Origin of the sequence: Shinella sumterensis, assembly GCF_004514425.2 — a bacterium.
Lineage (GTDB): Bacteria > Pseudomonadota > Alphaproteobacteria > Rhizobiales > Rhizobiaceae > Shinella > Shinella sumterensis.
The window spans coordinates 1-20,885 of record NZ_MYFN02000004.1 but is presented as its reverse complement, the minus strand read 5'-3'; the positions used below and the strand labels follow the sequence as shown (position 1 = coordinate 20,885).

The 20,885-nt window shown below is 63.3% G+C and carries 22 protein-coding genes, 1 tRNA gene and 1 riboswitch; of the genes, 12 read left to right on the top strand and 11 right to left on the bottom strand.

Going from position 1 to position 20,885, the window contains the following annotated elements; genetic code table 11:
* Positions 1–47 precede the first annotated feature (47 nt).
* Both B5M41_RS09035 and B5M41_RS09030 read left to right on the top strand, forming a co-directional pair.
* Complete coding sequence (locus B5M41_RS09035; RefSeq protein ID WP_134651732.1) at positions 48–785, top strand: DUF3750 domain-containing protein; 738 nt, start codon at positions 48–50, stop codon at positions 783–785.
* Positions 786–934: 149 nt separating this feature from the next.
* The gene (locus B5M41_RS09030; protein WP_134651735.1) at positions 935–1,909 is read left to right on the top strand and encodes a sensor domain-containing diguanylate cyclase; all 975 of its coding nucleotides are present in this window, start codon (positions 935–937) and stop codon (positions 1,907–1,909) included.
* A gap of 3 nt (positions 1,910–1,912) precedes the next feature.
* Here B5M41_RS09030 and B5M41_RS09025 read toward each other — a convergent pair whose 3' ends face one another.
* The 5 genes from B5M41_RS09025 to B5M41_RS09005 all read right to left on the bottom strand — a co-directional run bounded on the left by B5M41_RS09025 (position 1,913) and on the right by B5M41_RS09005 (position 6,590).
* Entirely contained in the window at positions 1,913–2,911 is a 999-nt protein-coding gene (locus tag B5M41_RS09025; RefSeq protein WP_134651737.1) for an NAD(P)H-quinone oxidoreductase, read from the bottom strand.
* Positions 2,912–3,018: 107 nt separating this feature from the next.
* Positions 3,019–4,851: a bifunctional diguanylate cyclase/phosphodiesterase gene (locus B5M41_RS09020; protein ID WP_134651739.1), complete on the bottom strand. Its 1,833-nt coding sequence runs from the start codon at positions 4,849–4,851 to the stop codon at positions 3,019–3,021.
* A gap of 122 nt (positions 4,852–4,973) precedes the next feature.
* Positions 4,974–5,411 carry an EamA family transporter gene (locus tag B5M41_RS09015; RefSeq protein WP_134651741.1) on the bottom strand — a complete coding sequence of 146 codons (438 nt, stop codon included), beginning with the start codon at positions 5,409–5,411 and terminating at the stop codon, positions 4,974–4,976.
* Entirely contained in the window at positions 5,408–5,797 is a 390-nt protein-coding gene (gene crcB, locus B5M41_RS09010) for a fluoride efflux transporter CrcB (protein WP_134651743.1), read from the bottom strand. Before crcB ends, B5M41_RS09015 begins: the two co-directional genes overlap by 4 nt.
* 101 nt (positions 5,798–5,898) lie before the next feature.
* Positions 5,899–5,962: riboswitch (Fluoride riboswitch) on the bottom strand.
* Positions 5,963–6,041: 79 nt separating this feature from the next.
* The gene (locus B5M41_RS09005; protein ID WP_134651746.1) at positions 6,042–6,590 is read right to left on the bottom strand and encodes an HdeD family acid-resistance protein; all 549 of its coding nucleotides are present in this window, start codon (positions 6,588–6,590) and stop codon (positions 6,042–6,044) included.
* Between the two features lie 149 nt (positions 6,591–6,739).
* Here B5M41_RS09005 and betI point away from each other — a divergent pair, with 149 nt between their 5' ends.
* The 3 genes from betI to betB are packed head-to-tail and all read left to right on the top strand — an operon-like array spanning position 6,740 to position 10,406.
* Entirely contained in the window at positions 6,740–7,375 is a 636-nt protein-coding gene (gene betI, locus B5M41_RS09000; protein ID WP_134651748.1) for a transcriptional regulator BetI, read from the top strand.
* Positions 7,376–7,414: 39 nt separating this feature from the next.
* The gene (betC, locus tag B5M41_RS08995; protein ID WP_134651750.1) at positions 7,415–8,941 is read left to right on the top strand and encodes a choline-sulfatase; all 1,527 of its coding nucleotides are present in this window, start codon (positions 7,415–7,417) and stop codon (positions 8,939–8,941) included.
* A gap of 1 nt (position 8,942) precedes the next feature.
* Positions 8,943–10,406, top strand: a complete 1,464-nt coding sequence (betB, locus tag B5M41_RS08990) for a betaine-aldehyde dehydrogenase (RefSeq protein WP_134651752.1) — start codon at positions 8,943–8,945, stop codon at positions 10,404–10,406.
* 10 nt (positions 10,407–10,416) lie between these two features.
* Here betB and B5M41_RS08985 read toward each other — a convergent pair whose 3' ends face one another.
* Positions 10,417–10,782: a helix-turn-helix domain-containing protein gene (locus B5M41_RS08985; RefSeq protein WP_134651754.1), complete on the bottom strand. Its 366-nt coding sequence runs from the start codon at positions 10,780–10,782 to the stop codon at positions 10,417–10,419.
* Between the two features lie 6 nt (positions 10,783–10,788).
* The gene (locus B5M41_RS08980; RefSeq protein ID WP_230640031.1) at positions 10,789–11,121 is read right to left on the bottom strand and encodes a type II toxin-antitoxin system RelE family toxin; all 333 of its coding nucleotides are present in this window, start codon (positions 11,119–11,121) and stop codon (positions 10,789–10,791) included.
* Here B5M41_RS08980 and betA point away from each other — a divergent pair.
* The 4 genes from betA (at position 11,120) to cysN (ending at position 16,383) form a co-directional block, all read left to right on the top strand.
* Positions 11,120–12,772, top strand: a complete 1,653-nt coding sequence (betA, locus tag B5M41_RS08975) for a choline dehydrogenase (RefSeq protein ID WP_134651756.1) — start codon at positions 11,120–11,122, stop codon at positions 12,770–12,772. The two genes, B5M41_RS08980 and betA, sit on opposite strands and share 2 nt — an antisense overlap.
* 368 nt (positions 12,773–13,140) lie before the next feature.
* Positions 13,141–13,893, top strand: a complete 753-nt coding sequence (locus tag B5M41_RS08970; RefSeq protein ID WP_134651757.1) for a phosphoadenylyl-sulfate reductase — start codon at positions 13,141–13,143, stop codon at positions 13,891–13,893.
* Between the two features lie 47 nt (positions 13,894–13,940).
* Entirely contained in the window at positions 13,941–14,894 is a 954-nt protein-coding gene (gene cysD / locus B5M41_RS08965; RefSeq protein ID WP_134651759.1) for a sulfate adenylyltransferase subunit CysD, read from the top strand.
* A 1-nt stretch (position 14,895) separates the two neighbouring features.
* The gene (gene cysN, locus B5M41_RS08960) at positions 14,896–16,383 is read left to right on the top strand and encodes a sulfate adenylyltransferase subunit CysN (RefSeq protein ID WP_134651761.1); all 1,488 of its coding nucleotides are present in this window, start codon (positions 14,896–14,898) and stop codon (positions 16,381–16,383) included.
* 158 nt (positions 16,384–16,541) lie between these two features.
* On the opposite strand, the gene B5M41_RS08955 is transcribed toward cysN, so the two are convergent.
* Entirely contained in the window at positions 16,542–16,778 is a 237-nt protein-coding gene (locus tag B5M41_RS08955) for a hypothetical protein (protein ID WP_134651763.1), read from the bottom strand.
* A gap of 111 nt (positions 16,779–16,889) precedes the next feature.
* Between B5M41_RS08955 and B5M41_RS08950 the strand changes: the two genes are divergently transcribed.
* Positions 16,890–16,966: transfer RNA gene (locus tag B5M41_RS08950), tRNA-Pro, on the top strand.
* An 83-nt stretch (positions 16,967–17,049) separates the two neighbouring features.
* Here the strand turns inward: B5M41_RS08950 and B5M41_RS08945 are convergent.
* Together B5M41_RS08945 and B5M41_RS08940 are read right to left on the bottom strand one after the other, a co-directional pair.
* Positions 17,050–18,159 carry a site-specific integrase gene (locus B5M41_RS08945; RefSeq protein ID WP_134651765.1) on the bottom strand — a complete coding sequence of 370 codons (1,110 nt, stop codon included), beginning with the start codon at positions 18,157–18,159 and terminating at the stop codon, positions 17,050–17,052.
* Positions 18,160–18,738: 579 nt separating this feature from the next.
* On the bottom strand, positions 18,739–19,209 hold the full coding sequence (locus tag B5M41_RS08940; protein ID WP_134651767.1) for a hypothetical protein: 471 nt from the start codon (positions 19,207–19,209) through the stop codon (positions 18,739–18,741).
* A gap of 109 nt (positions 19,210–19,318) precedes the next feature.
* Between B5M41_RS08940 and B5M41_RS08935 the strand changes: the two genes are divergently transcribed.
* Entirely contained in the window at positions 19,319–19,552 is a 234-nt protein-coding gene (locus tag B5M41_RS08935; RefSeq protein WP_134651769.1) for a helix-turn-helix domain-containing protein, read from the top strand.
* A 748-nt stretch (positions 19,553–20,300) separates the two neighbouring features.
* Positions 20,301–20,492: a DUF2934 domain-containing protein gene (locus B5M41_RS08930; RefSeq protein WP_134651771.1), complete on the top strand. Its 192-nt coding sequence runs from the start codon at positions 20,301–20,303 to the stop codon at positions 20,490–20,492.
* Between the two features lie 178 nt (positions 20,493–20,670).
* Here the strand turns inward: B5M41_RS08930 and B5M41_RS08925 are convergent.
* The coding region (locus B5M41_RS08925) for an integrase core domain-containing protein (RefSeq protein ID WP_230640030.1) at positions 20,671–20,885 on the bottom strand (215 nt) is incomplete at its 5' end.

Sequence of the window (20,885 nt, the reverse complement as noted above, 5' to 3'; positions counted from 1 at the left end):
TATCCGAAAACACGGTTGCGCACACGCGATTTTCGGAGATGCCCCGCATGAAACTTCTGAGGAATGTCCTGGTCCTGTTCCTGGTCATCTATCTCATGCCGGCGCTCGCCTCGGCAGGCTACTGGTACATCAAGGACCGGCCGCACAGCTGGCGCGAGGCCAACTGGAAATCCGCCGGCATCCTGCCCGCCGCGAAGGACACGCCGCAGGCGACGATCCATATCTTCTCCGCTGCCACGGGCGGCATGAAGGGTGCTGTCGCCAGCCACGCCTGGATCGTCACCAAGGAGGCGAACGCGGCCGGCTACAACCGCTATGACAAGGTCGGCTGGGGCACGCCGGTGCGCAAGAACGGCTATGCGCCCGATGCCTACTGGTATTCCAACACGCCGCGCGTCGTGGTGTCCGTCAGCGGCGACGAGGCCGCGCGGCTGATCCCGAAGATCGAGAAGGCGATCGCCGACTATCCCTATGCGACGCCGGGCGCCTATCGCATCTGGCCGGGGCCGAACTCCAACACGTTCGTCGCGCATGTGCTGCGCTCCGTGCCGGAACTCGGCGTGGTGCTGCCGCCGGACGCGGTGGGGCGCGACTACCTGCCCGAGGGCAGGTTGTTCGCGCTCGACGCCGACGGCAGGGACGTTCACGCCACGCTCTACGGCCTGCTCGGGGTTTCCGCCGGCCTGCGCAGCGGCCTGGAGCTCCACATCATGGGCCTCGTCGCGGGCGTCGACCTGATGCGCCCGGCCATCAAGATCCCCGCCATCGGCCGTATCGGCATCTGAGCGGTTTTCGTGTCGGAATGGGCCAGGAGAGGTTCAAGTTAATGGCGTATTAACGACAAACGCGCGGCGCAATCACGACATTGCTCGCTTCCTGTGCAAAGCGCCGCTATCGTCACCGGCGGGCGGCGATTCTGTCGCTGGAGGAAAAGATGAGCGAAAACAGCCGGCAAGGATGGATCGAGCATGGCGAGATGCCGCTGGAGACGATTCTTCCGCCGTCCCTGCTGCGTGACAGCACGACGACGGGTCTGATCCTCTCCGGGCTGGAGGCCTCCGGCGTCGCCTTCGCGCTGTTTTCGCCGAATGACGAACTGTCCTACGGTTCGACCGCCTTCAAGCTGCTGTTCGACGTGCAGCCCGGGGCGCGCACCTTCGCCGACATCATGCGCCACTGTCATCTGGAGCGGGTCGGCCCGAAAATGGAGGCCCCGATCGAGGACTTTCTGGCCATGGCCCGGCTGAAGCGGCGCAGCAGCCCGCAACGTGTCTTCGAGATCGAGACCAGCGACGAGCGCTGGCTTCAGGCGGACGAGACGCTGCTTCCGGGCGGCTGGCTGTGGCATGTCTTCACGGATATCACGCTGCTGAAATCGCACGAGCAGGTGCTGCAGCGCGCGCACGAGGCGGCGCGGCACGCGGCGGATACGGACCCGCTGACGGGCCTCTTCAACCGCCGCGCGGCGATGGAGCGGCTGGATGCCGCCATGCAGCACGCCTTCCACAACTGCACGGCACTGTCGCTCGCGCTCATCGATCTCGATCATTTCAAATCGATCAACGACCGTTACGGCCATGCGCGCGGCGACGACGTGCTGCGCCATTTCGCGGCCACCGGCCGGCAGCACCTGCGCGGCGGCGATATGCTCGCCCGCGTGGGCGGCGAGGAATTCCTCGTGCTGATGCCCGACACGAGCCTTGGCGAGGCGACGGCCGCGATGGAGCGGCTGCGCCGCCACCTGCCGCGCGAGGAGCCGCAGCCCGGCCTCGACTGCACCTATACGATGTCGGCGGGGGTCGCCGAATATTGCGGCAACGCAGCCGACGACCTGTTCGAACGGGCTGACCGGGCGCTCTATCGCGCCAAACATCTCGGCCGCGACCGCATCGAGCGGGCGCAATCGTAACCGTCAGAAGGTCAGCACGATCTTGCCGATGTGATCGCCCTCTTCCATCATCCGGTGTGCGTCCGCGACCTTGTCGAACGGCATGACGGCATGGATGACCGGGGCGACGCGCCCGGCTTCCAGAAGCGGCCAGGCCGTGGCCAGGAGCGCGTCGCGGATCTCCTGCTTTTCCGCCGCCGTGCGCGGCCGCATGGCCGAGCCGGTGACATGCAGGCGGCGCGTCATGATGGGGACGAGGTTGACCTTTTCGGCCACGGCGCCGCCGAGGAAGGCGATCATCGACAGGCGCCCGTCGCGGGCGAGCGACTTCAGGTTCCGCTCGAAATAGGCGGCACCGATCATGTCGAGAACGACGTCGACGCCGGCGTTGCCCGTCTCCTGCGCGATGACCGCGACGAAATCCTCTTCGCGATAGTTGATGGCGCGGCTTGCGCCGAGGCCAAGGCAGGCCTCGCATTTTTCGGCAGATCCGGCCGTCGCGAAGACGCGCGCGCCAAGCGCGGATGCGAGCTGGATCGCCGTCGTGCCGATGCCGCTGGAGCCGCCGTGGATGAGCACGCTCTCGCCTTCCTTCAGCCCGGCCATCATGAAGAGGTTCGCCCAGACGGTGAAGAAGGTCTCCGGCAGCGCCGCGGCCTTCACCGCATCGTAGCCTTTCGGGAACGGCAGGGCCTGGCCGGCGGGCACCGTGCAATATTGCGCGTAGCCGCCGCCATTGGCGAGCGCACAGACCATGTCACCCGGCGCGTAACCCTTCACGTCCTTGCCGACCGCCACGACCTCGCCGGCGATCTCCAGGCCGAGGATGGGGCTTGCATCCGGCGGCGGCGGGTACTCGCCCTTGCGCTGGAGCACGTCCGGCCGGTTGATGCCGGCCGCCGCGACGCGCACGAGGATTTCGCCGTCCTTCGGCTGCGGCACCGGGCCTTCCGTCACGGTCATGGCCTCCGGCCCGCCGAAGCCGTTCAGGCCGACATGGAGCATGGAATTTGGATGGGGCATGGAAACCTCCCGGTCGTTTGCGCTGTCTTCCTTGTTGCAGCGATTCTAGCCGAAAGCGTGAATCCTTTGAATCGCTTGCCCCGGTTTGCGCATGTTTTCGCAGAGCTTCAGGAAGGCAACGAAATCTCAGTGCCGGCCAAAGGCTCGCCGTGGGCGGATGTCGACGCCAGCACGAGCCCTACGGCGCTGGCCTTGGCATCGGCTTTCAGCGTGGCGATCCGGCTGCTGATCTGCCCGGCATCGCTGATGATCTCGCCTTCAGGCACGACGAGCACGACGGCCGAGCAGCGCATGAGCGGAAAACGCGCGGCCTGGCCCGCGCGGTCATGGCCGCGGATTTCGCCGGCGAGCTGATCCTCCGGCGAATAGCACAGGCGCACCTCGCGGCTGAAATCGGCAAGCAGGCGTTCCAGGATGATGCGCACGTCGACGACGGGCCGGCCGGAAACGCCGGCGAAGAAATCGTCGCCGCCGACATGGCCGATGAAGGCATCGTCGCCGACGAATTCCCGGCGCAGCAGCGAGGCGAAGAGCGAGAGCGCCATATCGCCCTTGTGGAAGCCGTAGTGATCGTTGAACGGTTTGAAATTGTCGAAGTCGAAATAACACAGACAGCGCAGCTGATCGCCGTCGAGCGCCTTGTCCTGAAGGTAATCGCGGATCGACCGATTGCCCGGCAGCCCGGTCAGCGGGTTCTGGTCTTCCGCCGTCTTCAGGCGCTTCTCGTTGATGATCTTGATGAGCGACGATGCCGAGAGGATGCCGGCATAGCGCATGCGCTCTGTCAGGATGACGCATTCGTTGCCGCCCATGCCGGTGAACACGTCGAGCAGCTGTTCGGCCGGCGTGTCGAGATCGGCAATCGGCGCCGTCGTGACGAAGTGCGAGAGGCCCTTCTGGTAGAGCTTGTTCTTCAGGAGATCGCGGCCGAAGGGATGATAGCTCAGCTCCTTCACATGATATTCGTGCACGATGCCGCGCGGCTCGTCATTGGCGTTCAGCACGGGGAAGAAGGTGCGCTTGGGATCGCGCCGGAAAAACTCGAAGACGGCTTCCAGGCTTTCATTCTCGCGCAGAACCGCGACATGCTCGATCTCGCGGCGGATCAGGATGCTGTCGAGCGTGCGGGAGTTGCGGCGGATGCCGCCTGCGCGGTCGACCTGCGGATAGACCGGGCTCAGCGCCGAAAAGTCGGTCACCGGCCGCGAGATGAACCAGCCCTGCACGAGATCGCAGCCGGCGTCGCGGCAGGCGATGAACTCCGCCTCCGTCTCCACGCCTTCCGCGATAACGCGGGTGCCCAGCACATGGGCGGCATTGACGGTGTGGCGCACGAGATGGCGCTTGCGCGCATCGGCCTCCATGCCGGAAATGAAATGCCGGTCGATCTTGAGGTAATCCACCGGGTGATCGCACAGCAGCTTCAGGCCGTTATGGCCCACGCCGAAATCGTCGATGGCGAGCTTGAAGCCGGCTAGGCGCAGCTTGCGCACGAGATCGGCGAAGTCCGGCAGGGTATCGTTGTCGAAGCGTTCAGAGATTTCAAAGCAGATCGACGACGCCGGAATGCCGGCGCGTTGCAGATGGCCGGCCAGGCGATCGACAAGGACGGATCCTTCCGACACGAGGCGGGAATCGAGATTGACGAACAGCGTGCGGGCGCGGAAATCCGGCAGTGCGGCGAAGGCGGCGATCGCCCGGCTGTTGACCATGTGCTCCAGCGCCATGAGCTGGCCGGCCTCGTGCGCCCGGTCGATGAGATCGAGCGGCGACTGGAAGCCAAGGCGATCGAAGCCGCGCATCAGGGATTCGTAGCCGAAGACCGAGCCGGTCGCGGCCTCGACGATCGGCTGGAATGCCGTTTCGATCACCAGCTTGGCGAGGGTGACGATCTCACCATCGCCAAAGCGACGAAGGGCTAGCAGTTCGGCGGCGGACATGGTGGGCTCCGGGGCTTTGACACTGCGCCGAAGTCTCTCGCCCGATCCCTGAAAAAACCGTTTCCGTAGTGTGACAGTTCGATGAAACTTCAATGACTACAAAGGGTTGAAAAAGAAAATCGTCATATGGGAAAAGCCAGCAGCAACGCGCCGCCGCCAATCATCACCACCGCGATCCAGTGGGCGGTCGAAAGCTGCTCGCCGAGGAAGAGAACGGCGAAGACGGCGACGAGCACGACGGAGAGCTTGTCGACGGGCGCGACCTGCGCGGCCTTGCCGATCTGCAGCGCGCGGAAATAGCAAAGCCAGGATGCACCGGTCGCCAAGCCCGAGAGAACGAGGAAGATCCAGCTCTTCAGCGGCACCGTGCCGGGCGCCTGCCAGTTGCCGGCAAGCGTCAGCATCATCGCGATGGCCAGCAGGATGACGACGGTGCGCACGAAGGTGGCGAAGTCCGAATTGACCTCCGATATGCCGATCTTGGCGAAGATCGCCGTCAGTGCCGCAAAGACCGCCGAACCGAGCGCCCAGACCTGCCACGACGTCAGGATCGCTTTCACAATGCACCTCCTGCGAGCATGATGCGCGCCAGCGCGAGCCCGGCGGCGACGGCGAGCAGCGAAAAAATGACCGATGCGCCGACATAAAGTGCCGCAAGACCCGCCTCCCCGCGCTGCCAGAGCAGGGCCGCATCGAGCGAAAAGGCGGAGAAGGTGGTGAAGCCGCCGAGAATGCCCGTGGTCAGGAACAGCCGCGCCTCCTGCGGCAGGTTCACACGCAAGGCGAAGGCACCGGCGATCAGGCCCATCAGCAGGCAGCCGAGCACGTTGATGACGAGCGTGCCGGCCGGAAAGGCCGTGCCGACCAGCCGCGCGGCCAGCACATTCACCCCATGCCGGCCCGCTCCGCCAAGCCCCGCGCCGAGAAAGACGATCAGATAGTTCATGCGTGCTGCCTCATGGTCCGCTGTTTCGACATCCGGACAACAAAAAACCGCCCTCGGGCGGCCGCAAGACATGCGCCTGCCCATGACGGCCGTCATCGGCCGGTTCGGCAGGCGCTATCAGCCGATCGTCGGCGGTTGTCGGGGAACGCCATCCCCATCCCACGCCGGAATTTCTAGGCTTTGCATTCCGGCGTGTCAAACGCCGCCCGCAGCACCGTTCGGGCGGCGGGCGGTCGTCGGGCGCCTATTTGCGCAGCGCGAGGCCGAAGGCGATGAGCGCCCAGCCCTGCATGGCGAGATCGAAGGCGAGGAACAGGCCGAGCAGCCAGAGGCTGTTGACCGGCCAGCCGAGGAAGAACACGATGCCGGCGAGCGCCGTGACGATACCGCCGGCCAGGAGCCAGCCCCAGCCGCTTTCCGGCCGCACGCGAAACGCCGCGAAGATGCGGAAGAGGCCAGCCACCAGCAGCGCCGCCGCCATCAGCAGCGTCAGCACCGCCGATGTCAGGATGGGATTGACGAAGGCGAGCACGCCGGCAGCGAGATAGAGCAGCGCGCTGAGCGCCCACGCGATCGTCTCGCGCCATGCCTTCACCTGGAACGCATGGGCCAGATGCACCGCGCCGCCGACGATCATCAGCATGCCGACATAATAGACGGAGGCGACGGTGGCGATGAAGAGATTGGCCGCGGCGATGCCGCCGAAGACGAGCAGGACGACGCCGAGGGCGACGAACCAGCCCCATTTCGCGCGCACTTCGGAGAGGGGGTTCATTCCAGGGGAGAGGACCATGATGCACCTCGAAGAATGGATGAGAACGCCCGACCCTAGCACGAAAAACGGTCGCGTCACGACATCTGACTGCGGTGTGAACGGCTCTGACTTTTTTATTGATTGATCGATCAATTAAAAATATTCTTGATGAACGTCAGGAGACCGCGATGCCCAAGATCGGAATGGAGCCGTTACGCCGCAAGGCGCTGGTGGACGCCACGTTGCGGGCCGTCGGCGACCATGGCTCGCTCACCGTAAGCATGTCGGAGATCGCCCGTCATGCCGGCGTGTCGCCGGCGCTTGCGCATCACTATTTCGGCTCCAAGGAACAGCTGGTCATCGAGACGATCCGCAGCCTGTTGCGCACACTTCGCGAGGACGCCGTGGCAGGGCTTCGGCAAGCCGCAACGCCGCGCGACAGGATTTCGGCTGTCATCCGCGTCAATTTCCAGGCGCACCAGTTCGCACCGGAGACGGTGGCGGCGTGGCTTGCCTTCTATACCGAGGCGCAACGCTCGGAAGAGGTGCGGCGCCTCCTCGTCGTCTATGCGCGGCGGCTGAATTCCAACCTGCTGTCGAGCCTGAAGCGGCTGTGCACACCACAGGAAGCCGCCGCCATCGCCGACGGCGCGGCGGCGATGATCGACGGGCTCTATCTCCGGCAGGGTCTTCGCTCCGCACCCGTCAGCATCGAATCCTCCATTGTGCTGACCGAGAGTTATGTGGACGCGCAGCTCGCCGCCGTCGCAGGCGTTGCGGCCGCCGACGCGGGCAAACGCGCACCCGTCATACAGCCGCGATAGACATTCGAGACCAACGTTTCATTACGCAAGGACCTGTCCGTGACCGCCAAGCCGAATATCCTGATCATCATGGTCGACCAGCTCAACGGGACGCTGTTTCCGGATGGTCCGGCGGACTGGCTGCATGCGCCGCACATGAAGGCGCTTGCCGCGCATTCCGCGCGGTTTCGCAACAACTATACCTCCTCGCCGCTCTGCGCCCCTGCCCGCGCCTCCTTCATGGCCGGCCAGCTGCCGAGCCGTACGCAGGTCTATGACAATGCGGCCGAATACATCTCCTCCATCCCGACCTTCGCGCATCACCTGCGCCGCGCCGGCTATTACACGGCGCTGTCGGGCAAGATGCATTTCGTCGGGCCGGACCAGTTGCACGGTTTCGAGGAGCGGCTGACGACGGATATCTATCCCGCCGATTTCGGCTGGACGCCGGACTATCGCAAGCCGGGCGAGCGGATCGACTGGTGGTATCACAATATGGGTTCGGTGACGGGCGCGGGTGTCGCCGAGATCACCAACCAGATGGAATATGACGACGAGGTCGCCTTCCTCGCCAACCAGAAGCTCTACCAGCTCTCGCGCGAAAACGACGACGAGGCGCGGCGTCCCTGGTGCCTTACCGTCTCCTTCACCCATCCGCACGACCCCTATGTGGCGCGCAAGAAATTCTGGGACCTCTACGAGGACTGCGAGCACCTGCTGCCCGACGTCGGCATGCTGGACGAACAGGACCCGCATTCCGCCCGCATCCTGCACTCCTGCGACTATGCCAAGTTCGCCATCACCGGCGAGCATGTGCGCCGCTCGCGCCAGGCCTATTTCGCCAACATCTCCTATCTCGACGAGAAGGTCGGCGAACTCGTCGACACGCTGACGCGCACGCGCATGCTGGACCGCACCCTGATCCTGTTCTGCTCGGACCATGGCGACATGCTGGGCGAGCGCGGCCTGTGGTTCAAGATGAATTTCTTCGAGGGGTCCGCCCGCGTGCCGCTGATGATATCGGGTCCCGGCGTGACGCCCGGCCTGCATCTTGCCCCCTCCTCCAATCTCGACGTGACGCCGACGCTCTGCGACCTCGCCGGCATTTCCATGGACGCGGTGATGCCCTGGACGGACGGCGAGAGCCTGCTGCCCGTCATCAACGGCGCGGAGCGCACGACGCCCGTGCTGATGGAATATGCCGCCGAAGCTTCCTATGCGCCTATCGTCGGCATCCGTGAGGGCAAGTGGAAATACATTCACTGCGAACTCGATCCCGAACAGCTCTACGACCTGGACGCCGATCCGCACGAACTCAACAACCTCGCGATATCAGAGGACAGCGTCGTCAAGGCGACGCTCGATGCCTTCCGCCAGATGCGCGAGGCGCGCTGGGACATGGCCGCCTTCGATGCAGCCGTGCGCGAAAGCCAGGCGCGGCGCTGGGTGGTCTACGAGGCGCTGCGCAACGGCAGCTATTATCCCTGGGATCACCAGCCGCTGCAAAAGGCATCCGAGCGCTACATGCGCAACCACATGAACCTCGACAATCTCGAGGAATCCAAACGCTACCCGCGGGGAGAATGACATGAGAGCCCAACCGAAAGCATCGCACTTCATCGATGGCGAGTATATCGAGGATGCCGCCGGCACGCCCTTCGAGAGCATCTACCCCGCCACCGGCGAGGTGATCGCGAAGTTGCATGCGGCAACGCCGGCCATCGTGGAGAAGGCCATTGCATCCGCCAAGCGGGCGCAGAAGGAATGGGCGGCGATGAGCCCGACGGCGCGCGGCCGCGTCCTCAAGCGCGCCGCCGAAATCATGCGGGAACGCAACCGCGAGCTTTCCGAACTGGAGACGCTCGACACCGGCAAGCCGATCCAGGAAACCATCATCGCCGATCCGACCTCCGGTGCGGACGCCTTCGAATTCTTCGGCGGCATCGCGGCGGCGGGCCTCAACGGCGATTACATCCCGCTCGGCCAGGATTTCGCCTTCACCAAGCGCGTGCCGCTCGGCGTGTGCGTGGGCATCGGCGCCTGGAACTATCCCCAGCAGATCGCCTGCTGGAAGGGCGCGCCGGCGCTGGTCTGCGGCAATGCCATGGTCTTCAAGCCCTCGGAAAACACGCCGCTCGGCGCGCTGAAGATCGCCGAGATCCTGATCGAGGCCGGCCTGCCGAAGGGGCTCTACAACGTCATCCAGGGCGACCGTTCGACCGGGCCGCTGCTCGTCAACCACAAGGACGTCGCCAAGGTCTCGCTGACCGGCTCCGTGCCGACGGGCAAGAAAGTGGCGGGCGCCGCGGCTTCCGACCTTAAACACGTGACGATGGAGCTCGGCGGCAAGTCGCCACTCATCGTCTTCGACGATGCCGATCTCGAAAGCGCCATCGGGGGCGCGATGCTCGGCAACTTCTACTCGACGGGCCAGGTCTGCTCGAACGGAACCCGCGTCTTCGTGCAGAAGGGCATCAAGGACAGGTTCCTCTCCCGCCTGAAGGAGCGCACGGAAAAGATCGTCATCGGCGATCCCCTAGACGAAGCGACCCAGCTCGGCCCGATGGTCTCGAAGGCGCAGCGCGACAAGGTTCTCGACTATATCGAAAAGGGCAAGGCCGAGGGCGCGACGCTTCTGACCGGCGGCGGCATTCCGAACGATGTTTCGGCCGAAGGCACCTATATCCAGCCGACCGTCTTCGCCGACGTCACCGACGACATGACCATCGCGCGCGAGGAAATCTTCGGGCCGGTCATGTGCGTGCTGGACTTCGATCATGAAGACGAGGTCATCGAACGCGGCAACGCCACGGAATTCGGCCTGTCCGGCGGCGTCTTCACGTCCGACATCACCCGCGCCCACCGCGTGGTCGACCAGCTGGAGGCCGGCACGCTGTGGATCAACACCTACAACCTCGCCCCCGTGGAAATCCCCTTCGGCGGCTCCAAGCAATCCGGCTTCGGCCGCGAGAACTCGCTCGCCGCGCTGGAACACTATTCGGAGCTGAAGACGGTCTACGTCTCCATGGGCAAGGTCGAGGCGCCGTATTGAGATGGGTGCCTCAATCGTCCTTCATGTTGACGAAAAGGTCTTCGAGGTCGATGCGAAGTACCTTGCAGATGCGTCTCAGGACATCGACAGAGCCGGTCTTCCTGCCAGCCTCGATCTCGGAAAGATAGGGCTGGGAGATGCCCGCTGCATCGGCGAGCTCGGTTATCGTCATCTTGCGATACGTCCTGTAGAGGCGGACGGGATTTTCGCCGTTGGACTTGGCTTCGACAAGTTCCATCGGCCACGTTTCCTCGCCGGCCCGAACGCCGGCCATCGCGGCTTCCGCACGCAGTCCGTCGACGAGGTCCTCATAATCGTCCTCACTGAGGAGCACGTAGGATTTGCCATCAATGGTCAATCTCTGGATATCGCCCATCCGGTTTTACTCCTTGTAGATGCTGCCGCGCGGTCCCGCATCGATCACCATAACGACGGTGCCTTCGTCATCGATGATGACGCGATCGCCGCCGACACGGATACGAAAGAACGGCTTGCCTTTCATTTTCTTGATATCAACGACTTCGCCTCGCGCATAAGCGCGAAGCTTATCGAGAATTGCGGCTCTTCTTTTCGGCTGCATACGTTGCAGCGCCTGATCCGCGGCTCTTCTGAAGCGAATTTCCTTCATCAACGAATTATAGCAATTAGCGATGACGGCAGCAATGCCGGCATCGCTATAAACTATGATCACGGCCGGACGAGGCACTGACGCCATGCAGAACGCAGACTATATCATCATCGGGTCCGGCTCGGCCGGTTCGGCCATTGCCTACCGGCTTTCGGAAGACGGCAAGCATACGGTCATGGTGCTGGAATACGGCGGCTCGGATATCGGGCCGTTCATCCAGATGCCGGCGGCGCTGGCGTGGCCGATGAGCATGAAGCGCTACAACTGGGGTTATCTCTCCGAGCCCGAGCCGAACCTCAACAACCGGCGCATCACCGCGCCGCGCGGCAAGGTGATGGGCGGCTCGTCCTCCATCAACGGCCTCGTCTATGTGCGCGGCCATGCGGAGGACTTCAACCGCTGGGAGGAGCTCGGCGCACAGGGCTGGGCCTATGCGGACGTGCTGCCCTACTACAAGCGCATGGAGACCTCGCATGGCGGCGAGGCCGGCTGGCGCGGCACCGACGGGCCGCTGCACGTGCAGCGCGGCCCCATGACGAACCCGCTGTTCCACGCCTTCATCCAGGCGGGCCAGCAGGCCGGCTTCGAGATGACCGAGGACTACAACGGCTCCAAGCAGGAAGGCTTCGGCCTGATGGAGCAGACCATCCACAACGGCCGGCGCTGGTCTGCGGCCAATGCCTATCTGCGGCCTGCCATGAAGCGGCCGAACGTGTCGCTGGTGCGGTGCTTCGCGCGCAAGATCGTCATCGAGAACGGCCGGGCCGTGGGCGTCGAGATCGAGCGCAACGGCGTCGTCGAGGTGGTGCGGGCCAACAAGGAGGTCATCGTCTCGGCCTCCTCCTTCAACTCGCCCAAGCTGCTCATGCTGTCCGGCATCGGCCCGGCGCAGCACCTGAAGGACATGGGCATCGAAGTGAAGATCGACCGGCCGGGCGTCGGCGCCAACCTTCAGGACCATATGGAGTTCTACTTCCAGCAGATCTCCACCAAGCCGGTCTCGCTCTATTCCTGGCTGCCGTGGTTCTGGCAGGGCGTGGCGGGCGCGCAATGGCTGCTGTCCAAGGGCGGGCTCGGCGCCTCCAACCAGTTCGAGGCCTGCGCCTTCCTGCGTTCCGCGCCGGGGCTGAAGCAGCCGGACATCCAGTATCACTTCCTGCCCGTCGCGATCTCCTACGACGGCAAGGCGGCGGCCAAGAGCCACGGCTTCCAGGTGCATGTCGGCTACAACCTGTCGAAATCGCGCGGCAACGTGACGCTCAGGTCCGCCGACCCGATGGCCGATCCCGTCATCCGGTTCAACTACATGAGCCACGAGGAAGACTGGATCAAGTTCCGCCACTGCGTGCGCCTGACGCGCGAGATCTTCGGCCAGAAGGCCTTCGACGAGTTCCGCGGCCCGGAGATCCAGCCGGGCGCGGCCGTCGAGACGGACGAGCAGATCGACGCCTTCCTGCGCGAACATCTGGAAAGCGCCTACCACCCCTGCGGCACCTGCCGCATGGGCGCGGCCGACGATCCGATGGCGGTGGTCGACCCGCAGACCCGCGTCATCGGCGTGGATGGCCTGCGCGTGGCCGACTCGTCGATCTTCCCGCATGTCACCTACGGCAACCTCAACGCCCCGTCGATCATGACCGGCGAGAAGGCCGCCGACCACATCCTCGGCCGCCAGCCGCTTGCCCGCTCCAACCAGGAGCCCTGGGTCAATCCGCGCGCGGCGGTGAGCGATCGGTAACGAGAGGGCTTGCCTTTCGTCAGGCCTGACGGCCACCTTCTCCCCGCAGGCGGGGAGAAGGAGATATGCCGCGTGGTTTTCTCAATTCTTCAACGTCGAGTGGGGCAAATCTCCTCTGCCGGCGTGCCGGTGGAAGGTCGGGGTGAGAGGTAATCCTACAGCCGCCGCTCCCATCCGCAAGAATACGCCTGATAATCCACTAATTTTATAGAATAATATCAAAGCTTTCCCGGCGGCAGTATTTCTTCTCTTCCTGGCGAATGGAGAGATATTTGCTCCTGCGCCGACATTTGAGAAACCCGTTTTGCTGTCTCGGTGTCCCTGCTCCTGCGATAATCCGGCAAATTCTCGCAAAGGCATGGAACGCAATGACTGCTCTCACCGGAAACGGGACCGCGCAGGCCCTCAATGACAAACTCGCAGGCCTCGACCTTGCCGGGCGCCTCGCATTCGTGGCCGAGCTTGGCGGCCGCGCCGTGTTCACCACCAGCCTCGGCATCGAGGACCAGGTCATCACGGCGGCCATCGGCACCGAGCGGCTGGACATCGATGTCGTGACGCTGGAGACCGGACGCCTCTTCAAGGAAACCGTCGATCTCATCGACGAGACCGAAGGCCAGTACGGCATCACCATCGCCCGCTACGTTCCCGCGCAGGACGATATCGACGCCTATGCGGCGAAGTACGGCCTCAACGGCTTCTACGAGAGCGTGGAAGCCCGCCACGCCTGTTGCGGCGTGCGCAAGCTGAAGCCGCTTGCGCGTGCACTTGAAGGGGCATCCTTCTGGATCACCGGCCTGCGCCGCGGCCAGTCCGGCAATCGCGCGGACACGCCCTTCGCCGAATTCGATGCCGATCGCAACCTGATCAAGATCAATCCGCTGGCGGATTGGGACATCGACCGCATCAAGGCCTATGTCGCCGACAATGCCGTGCCGGTGAACCCGATGCACAATCGCGGCTATCCCTCGATCGGCTGCGAGCCCTGTACGCGCGCCATCAAGCCCGGCGAGCCCGAGCGCGCCGGCCGCTGGTGGTGGGAAAACGACGAGAAGCGCGAATGCGGCCTGCACGTCCATGAGGCCGCCGCTTCCACCATCCCGGCCCCGAGCGCCGCCTGACAGACACCCGCCCTCCCAAGGCGCCCCATCCGGAGTTTAGAATTTCCATGTCCGACATCCGTAACGAGGCGGAAGCGAAGCAGAACGCAACGCCCAAGCCGCCGCTCGATCCGCACCTCAAGGCGCTGGAAAACGAGGCGATCCACATCTTCCGCGAGGTCGCTGCCGAATTCGAGCGCCCCGTCATGCTCTATTCCATCGGCAAGGACAGTTCCGTCCTGCTGCATCTGGCGCGCAAGGCGTTCTATCCCGGCCGCGTGCCCTTCCCGCTGCTGCACGTCAACACGGGCTGGAAGTTCGCCGAGATGATCGCCTTCCGCGACAACATCGTGAAGGAATACGATCTCGACCTGATCGAGCACATCAATCCGCGCGGTGCGGCCGAAAACGTCACGCCCTTCACGCACGGCTCGGCGCTCTATACCGACATCATGAAGACCGAGTCGCTGCGCCAGGCGCTCGATGCCGGCAAATACGACGCGGCGTTCGGCGGCGCGCGCCGCGACGAGGAAGCCTCGCGCGCCAAGGAGCGCATCTACTCGTTCCGCACGCCCGACCATCGCTGGGACCCGCGCAACCAGCGCCCGGAACTGTGGAACATCTATAACGGCATGATCCGCCAGGGCGAGAGCGTGCGCGCCTTCCCGCTCTCCAACTGGACCGAAGTCGATATCTGGCGCTACATCCAGGCCGAGGATATCCCGATCGTGCCGCTCTATTTCGCGAAGAAGCGCCCCTTCGTGGAGCGCGACGGCATGATGATCATGGCCGAGGACCCGCGCCTGGAGCTGCTGCCCGGCGAAGTGCGACAGGAGGGCGTCATCCGCTTCCGCACGCTCGGCTGCTTCCCGCTGACCGGCGCCATCCGCTCCAACGCCACCACGCTCGACGACATCATCGCCGAGCTGGAGACGGCCACCGTCTCCGAACGCCAGGGCCGCGCGATCGACCGCGACCAGTCCGGCTCCATGGAAAAGAAGAAACGCGAAGGGTATTTCTGAGATGACCGTTTCCGCCACTGCAACCGCCGAAGTGCTTCCGATCGAAGCGCCGGCCGCTGAACAGGCCCGCGCGATCCGCGATTCCCGCCCGCTTCGCCTCATCACCTGCGGCTCGGTCGACGACGGCAAGTCGACGCTGATCGGCCGCCTGCTCTGGGATACCAAGGCCGTCAAGGAAGACCAGGCCGCGACGCTGCACCGCGACAGCGGCAAGCAGAACGATCTCGGCCTGCCCGATTTCGCGCTGCTGCTGGACGGCCTCCAGGCCGAACGCGAGCAGGGCATCACCATCGACGTGGCCTATCGCTACTTCTCGACGGACCGCCGCTCGTTCATCGTCGCCGATACGCCCGGCCACGAGCAGTATACCCGCAACATGGCCACCGGCGCCTCCACGGCGGACCTTGCCGTGCTCTTGGTCGATGCCCGCGCGGGCATTCTCGAGCAGACGCGCCGCCATGCCACCATCGCTTCGCTGATGGGCATCCGGCAGTTCGTGCTCGCCGTCAACAAGATCGACCTGACGAATTACGAGCGCGCCCGCTTCCTGGAGATCGTGCATGATTTCAAGGAGTTCGCGCTGACGCTCGGCGTGACGCAGATCACCGCCATTCCGATGTCGGCGCTGAAAGGCGAAAACGTCGTTTATGACGGCCGCGCCAGCATGCCCTGGTATGACGGCCCGACGCTCGTCGAGACGCTGGAAAAGGCCACCACGCGCTCCAACCAGACCGTGGGCTTCCGCCTGCCGGTGCAGCGCGTCTCGCGCCCGGGCGAAAGCTTCCGCGGCTACCAGGGCACGGTCGCCGGCGGCTCGGTGAAGCCGGGCGATTCGGTCGTCGTCCTGCCGTCCGGCATGGTGGCGAACGTCACCAAGATCGTGACCTTCGACCTCGTGCGCAATGCGGCCGTCGCGGGCGATGCCATCACGCTCGTGCTCGACCGGCAGGTCGACGTGTCGCGCGGCGACATGATCGTGGCCATCGACAGCCAGCCGATGACCGGCCGCGGCTTCGACGCGCAGATCGTGGCGCTGCAGCCCGAGGGCATCGAGCCGGGCAAGCGCTACTGGCTGAAAAGCGGCTCGCGCCGCCAGCGCGTGCTCATCGAGCCCGTGAGCCAGCTCGACCTGAAGACGTCGAAATGGAGCACCGCCGAGCGGCTCGGCATGAACGCCATCGGCAAGGTGCATCTCGCCTTCGACGAGCAGGCGATCTTCGATACCTACGAGCAGAACCGCACGACCGGCGCCTTCATCCTGATCGACCCCGACACCAACAACACGGTGGCCGGCGGCATGATCACGGGGCGGCGCTCCGAACTGGGCGGCATCCACAAGGACGACCAGCGCGTGCTGCTCTCGCTGCCCGCCGATCTCGCGGAAAAGATCATGGCGAGCGAACTCTTCGCAAGCCGCCGCCAGGATGTGGACATTCGCCACACCACCGCCGGACGCGCCGCGGAAATCCTGGGCGATCTGGACGAATAGGTCGCCGTCCATCGATAGACGCAGAAGCGGCGCCCCTCGGGCGCCGCTTTTCGTTTTGGCTACGCAAAAGAAAGGCACCCTTCGCCAGCAAGCCTGGTGCGAGGGTGCCTGTCATGGTCCGGGCTCCGGCGCCTGTGCGGCGGCCGATCTGAAAATCCTCAGAAGAAGAAGTACCAGATCAGCAGGACTGCGAAGAGCGGAACGCCCATCAACCAGAGAATAAAAGCGCGAGCCATGGTTGTTTCCTTTCCTTTATTGCGTTGGACGAGGAATGCGCGCACCGCGATTTTGTTCCACCAAGGGTGGGTACCGGCGGGTGTAACGGCCGGCCGCACGGCCCGCATTTCCATCTCGCGACACAAGCCCACGCCGTCCCCGGGCTGCGATTTGAGCACGTGCGAGAAAAATCCCGCGGCCTCCCCGGGCTTTCCCCAAGATCGCGGATTTTTTTGAACTTTTCCGCTTGTCGAACGGCTGAGCCTGTTCTATAGAGGCGCCGCTGGTCACGGAGTGTAGCGCAGTCTGGTAGCGCACCACGTTCGGGACGTGGGGGTCGAGTGTTCGAATCACTCCACTCCGACCAGCTGAAACCCTCAATTCTCAGCGGTTTCAAACTTTCCCGAACCCCTTCAGAAAAAATCACGGCAACGAATACGGCAATGATTGCTACTTCATTCGCCCTGCCCTCCCGGTTGTGAATGCTTCGCCTACACCAGCCTGATGATCCGGGTGGTGATGGCCGTAGGTCTTCTCTAGCGTCTCCAGAGTCATCCCCAGATAGCCAGACGCCTCCCACTTGTCGGTAGCTGCCTGCATGAGCCACGTGGCCGCGGTGTGCCGCAGGGTGTGCCGGACGACGCCTTCGGCGCCCTCACCCAGCACCTCATCGACGAGGTTTCGGAAGGCTCGCTTGGGGTCCGCGGGCTTGCCATTGTACTCGACGACATATTTGGCACCCTTCGCATGCCACCGCCTCATATGAGCGAGCAGACGAGCAGGAAGGCGGATCGGCGGAGCTCGCTTGTTGCCGGCTACAATCTCTCCTTCCCAAGCGCGATAGAACACACCGGCATCCAGATCGATATACGGGCGGCCCTGCTCCTTCACGAACGATGCCTGCCATATCCGCGATGAGCGACTGCCGGTGTACACCGCAGCCAGAGCAAACCGCGCGATGTGGACTGTAGGCTTCCGCTTGTTTGGGTTGCCGCGGTATCTTCCCCTTTTGCGATAGGCGGCCCAAATAAGCTCGGCTAGGGTCGAGCGGTCTAGGTGCTTAACCCTCCCTTTGGCCTTTGGCGGCAGGGTAACGGTTACAGATTGGCGCGTGACATTGTCGGCGATGGCCTGGCGGCACGCGGCGCGTAGATCCTCCAGTTCACGCCGGGAACCATTTTGATTCCCGCGGCGGCGCACGTACTCGGTACAGGTGCCGCTCGTAATGTCGTCGAGGGTTTTGTCACCCCAGAACGCCATAAGGTTCTCGGCACGCGCCGCGAGTTCCTTAGGCCGGGTCGCCGTGTCTTTCTTCAAGGAGAGATAGTGCGCCAGCACCTCGGCGATCGCCACTTCGGACGCTGCCCGGTTTCGCTTGGGAGCCTCAGCAAGGAACTGCCTTCCGATATGCTCCGCTAGCGCTTTCTCAGCTCCTGTACGATCATGCTGACCGCAGCCTGTGCGGAACTGCTTCCCCCCGTCGAGGATAAGCCAGACGGCTTCTCGGTCCTTGTCGGCCGGGCGGAGCCAAAGCCTGGCTGGTTTGCGGGCACGCGACATTGCTCCTTCATCTCCTCTATCGATCGCATCGTCGTGAAGTCTTTCCCTGCGATCCGCATAAGCACGAGACGGCCGCGAGCGGCCTCCTTGCGAAGACCGCTTACCGACATGCCTCCGTAGGGGAAAGCGATGGGAAGGATATCTGCCAGCCTGACCGGAACGTCAGGCTGAACGTTGTCGTTAGCTGGTGACGGGATCATCTCAGATCCTAATTTGCGGACTGAGGCTGATGCGCGGTGTATCATTTGCTAGATGTCTCATTCGATCTCCTTTCATCGTGGTGCCGCTGCCCCAGATGGAGAGCGGTAGCGCGGCAAAGCTCTTCGAGCGGGTGGCAGTTGCAATGTTCGCCGAGCGCGCCGCACGTGTTGGGGCGGTGGTAGTCGCGCTCAAGGCTGTGGTAAACTGGTGAGATAAAGACCCCCGCGCAGCCCGAGGGCGCGCTGGGGGTAAGAGCCAGCCGGACATGCGGCGCACGGCTGGCAAACTGTGGGTGCCGCGGACGTTACTACGCGCCCGGCGACACCCGGCCCGCCGTGTTCACGCGACAGGCCATCCGCCGAAGCGGACCTGAAAAACTTATGTGGTGCGGTCGATCTTGCCGAACTCGCCGGCCCGCAGTTGTAGAAGCTCGCCGTAGATGGTCTCAACGGAGCCGTACCCTTCGGCGATCGCCTCGCGGATGCGGAACGCGCCCAGATCATGCAGCGTGGCCTGGAGCATCAACGGTTCCAACGCGAGCACGCCGCCAGCGTCGGTCTCAATGAGGTCAGCCAGCACACGCAGCTTGTCCGCGATGTCCGCCGACGTCGAGACCGGTTCCGCCGCAAGGGCTTCCACAACTGCGGTGTGGCCATCGTTCAGGCCGTCCATTGCGGCGTCAGGCATCGGCTGAAATGTACGCATGGTCTGATTCATCTGCAAAGCCAGGGCCGCCATCCTGGGAATTTCGCTGGCAGCCGCCTGGTCATAATGGAAAGGCGGCTGTCTTCTCGGAAGCAACCGGCGCGGTTCCAATCTTCTGTCGGGGATGGTTGGCTGGATGTGCATGGGCGTCTCCTCGTTGACGTTGCTAAGCGTGTATGTCATTAGAAAACACCAACGTCACGACAAAGTCAACATAAAATAATGACCTTGTTGTTTTTTATTGAGGACGAGTATGTATCCGGCGCAATGCAGGGCCGCCCGTGCACTTCTTGAGTGGACCCAACCCCATCTGGCAAACGAGGCCGGCGTTTCACCCTCCACCCTGCGGGACTTTGAATCGGGAAAGCGTAAGCCAATCGCCAACAACGTGAACGCAATTCGCGCCGCCCTGGAGGGAGCCGGCATTATTTTCATCGACCAGAATGGAAACGGGCCAGGCGTCCGTCTGCGGGATCGGCAGGGGTAGCTCCTAGGTAGAAGGCCAAGCCATTAGGGCTGCGTGGTCGAAATTTGTCCATCTGGTCTAGCTCGATCGCGTTCCCGACGCGATGAACCCAAGTTTGTTGTTGCGCTAACCCGCAACTCGACTCTAGATTGAAGAGGGGCTATGGGGCGATCATGTGGTGGGCATTCGGATTACTCGCTGCGTACATTCTTTACACGCTATTTCTTCGGAGGCGAGAGCGGGCAGAAAACCGAGATGAATCCGCTCACTCTCGTGGTCTTGTTGTCCAAACAAGCATATCGGCACGAGAGTATGATCCGAATGCGTATCGCTTCGACGATATTGCGCGTCCGGAATATCGCATCACCTATGCCGACGAGGACGGCGTTGTGACGACTCGTGACATCTATGTTCATACATGGCGCCAGAGAGCGGCAGTGATTTACTACGACTGCTGGTGCTACCTTCGCGACGAGAGGCGCACATTTAGGTCTGACCGCATCCTTGAAACCGTCAACCTGCAAACTAATCGCAAGATCCGAGACATCTCTCAACATCGGATGAGGTAAATTCTGCCCGACCGGCATGACTTTCAGCCACGTCATGCGCCCTCCATTGTGGCGGCAGGCGGTTTTCCCAGGAACATCCTCAGAGCGCCAGCGTTGCGTCTCCCTAACAGGAGACCCACAATGAACCAGATCATTTACATCGTCGGGCTTGTCGTCATCGTAGTTGCCATCCTGTCCTTCTTCGGCCTCAGGTAATCGCCATGATCGACGAGAGAGAACGCCGGATCAAAGCCAGGGCCTTTGAGCTCTGGCAGAAAGAAGGGTCGCTCGATAGCCGCAGTCTTGGCCACTGGCTTCAGGCCGAGCGGGAAATCGACGAAGAGGCGGACGAATCTGTGGCTGAGGACCCTACGGAGGCCGTCGGCCTGGCTGCAGCCGTCAATCCTCACTGATACCCAGCCTCACGCAATCCCATAGGCACGGCAAGCCTGTGAGTTTACTCGGCGCAAAATTGCGTTCAGTGCTAACCCCCTGATTCCGAACGGCACCGATCCGTGCATCAACATGGGGTCTCCTTAAAATTAAGGACACCCCTGAGTGGAGTGCTCCCCATTTCACCGGACAGATCGGCTAGTTTGATTTAGCCCTGATGAACTGCCGAGGGGAAGCCATCTTGAGTGCGGAATGGGGATGGATTTCGTTGTAGTCTTCGATCCATCCGTCGATGAGCCGGAGCGCCGTTTCGGCGTCTGGCAGAGCTGATATGCGCACGTAATCCCGTTTCAGGGTTTTGACGAATGCCTCTGACATTCCGTTCGACTGGGGACTGGCGACCGGCGTGAAGC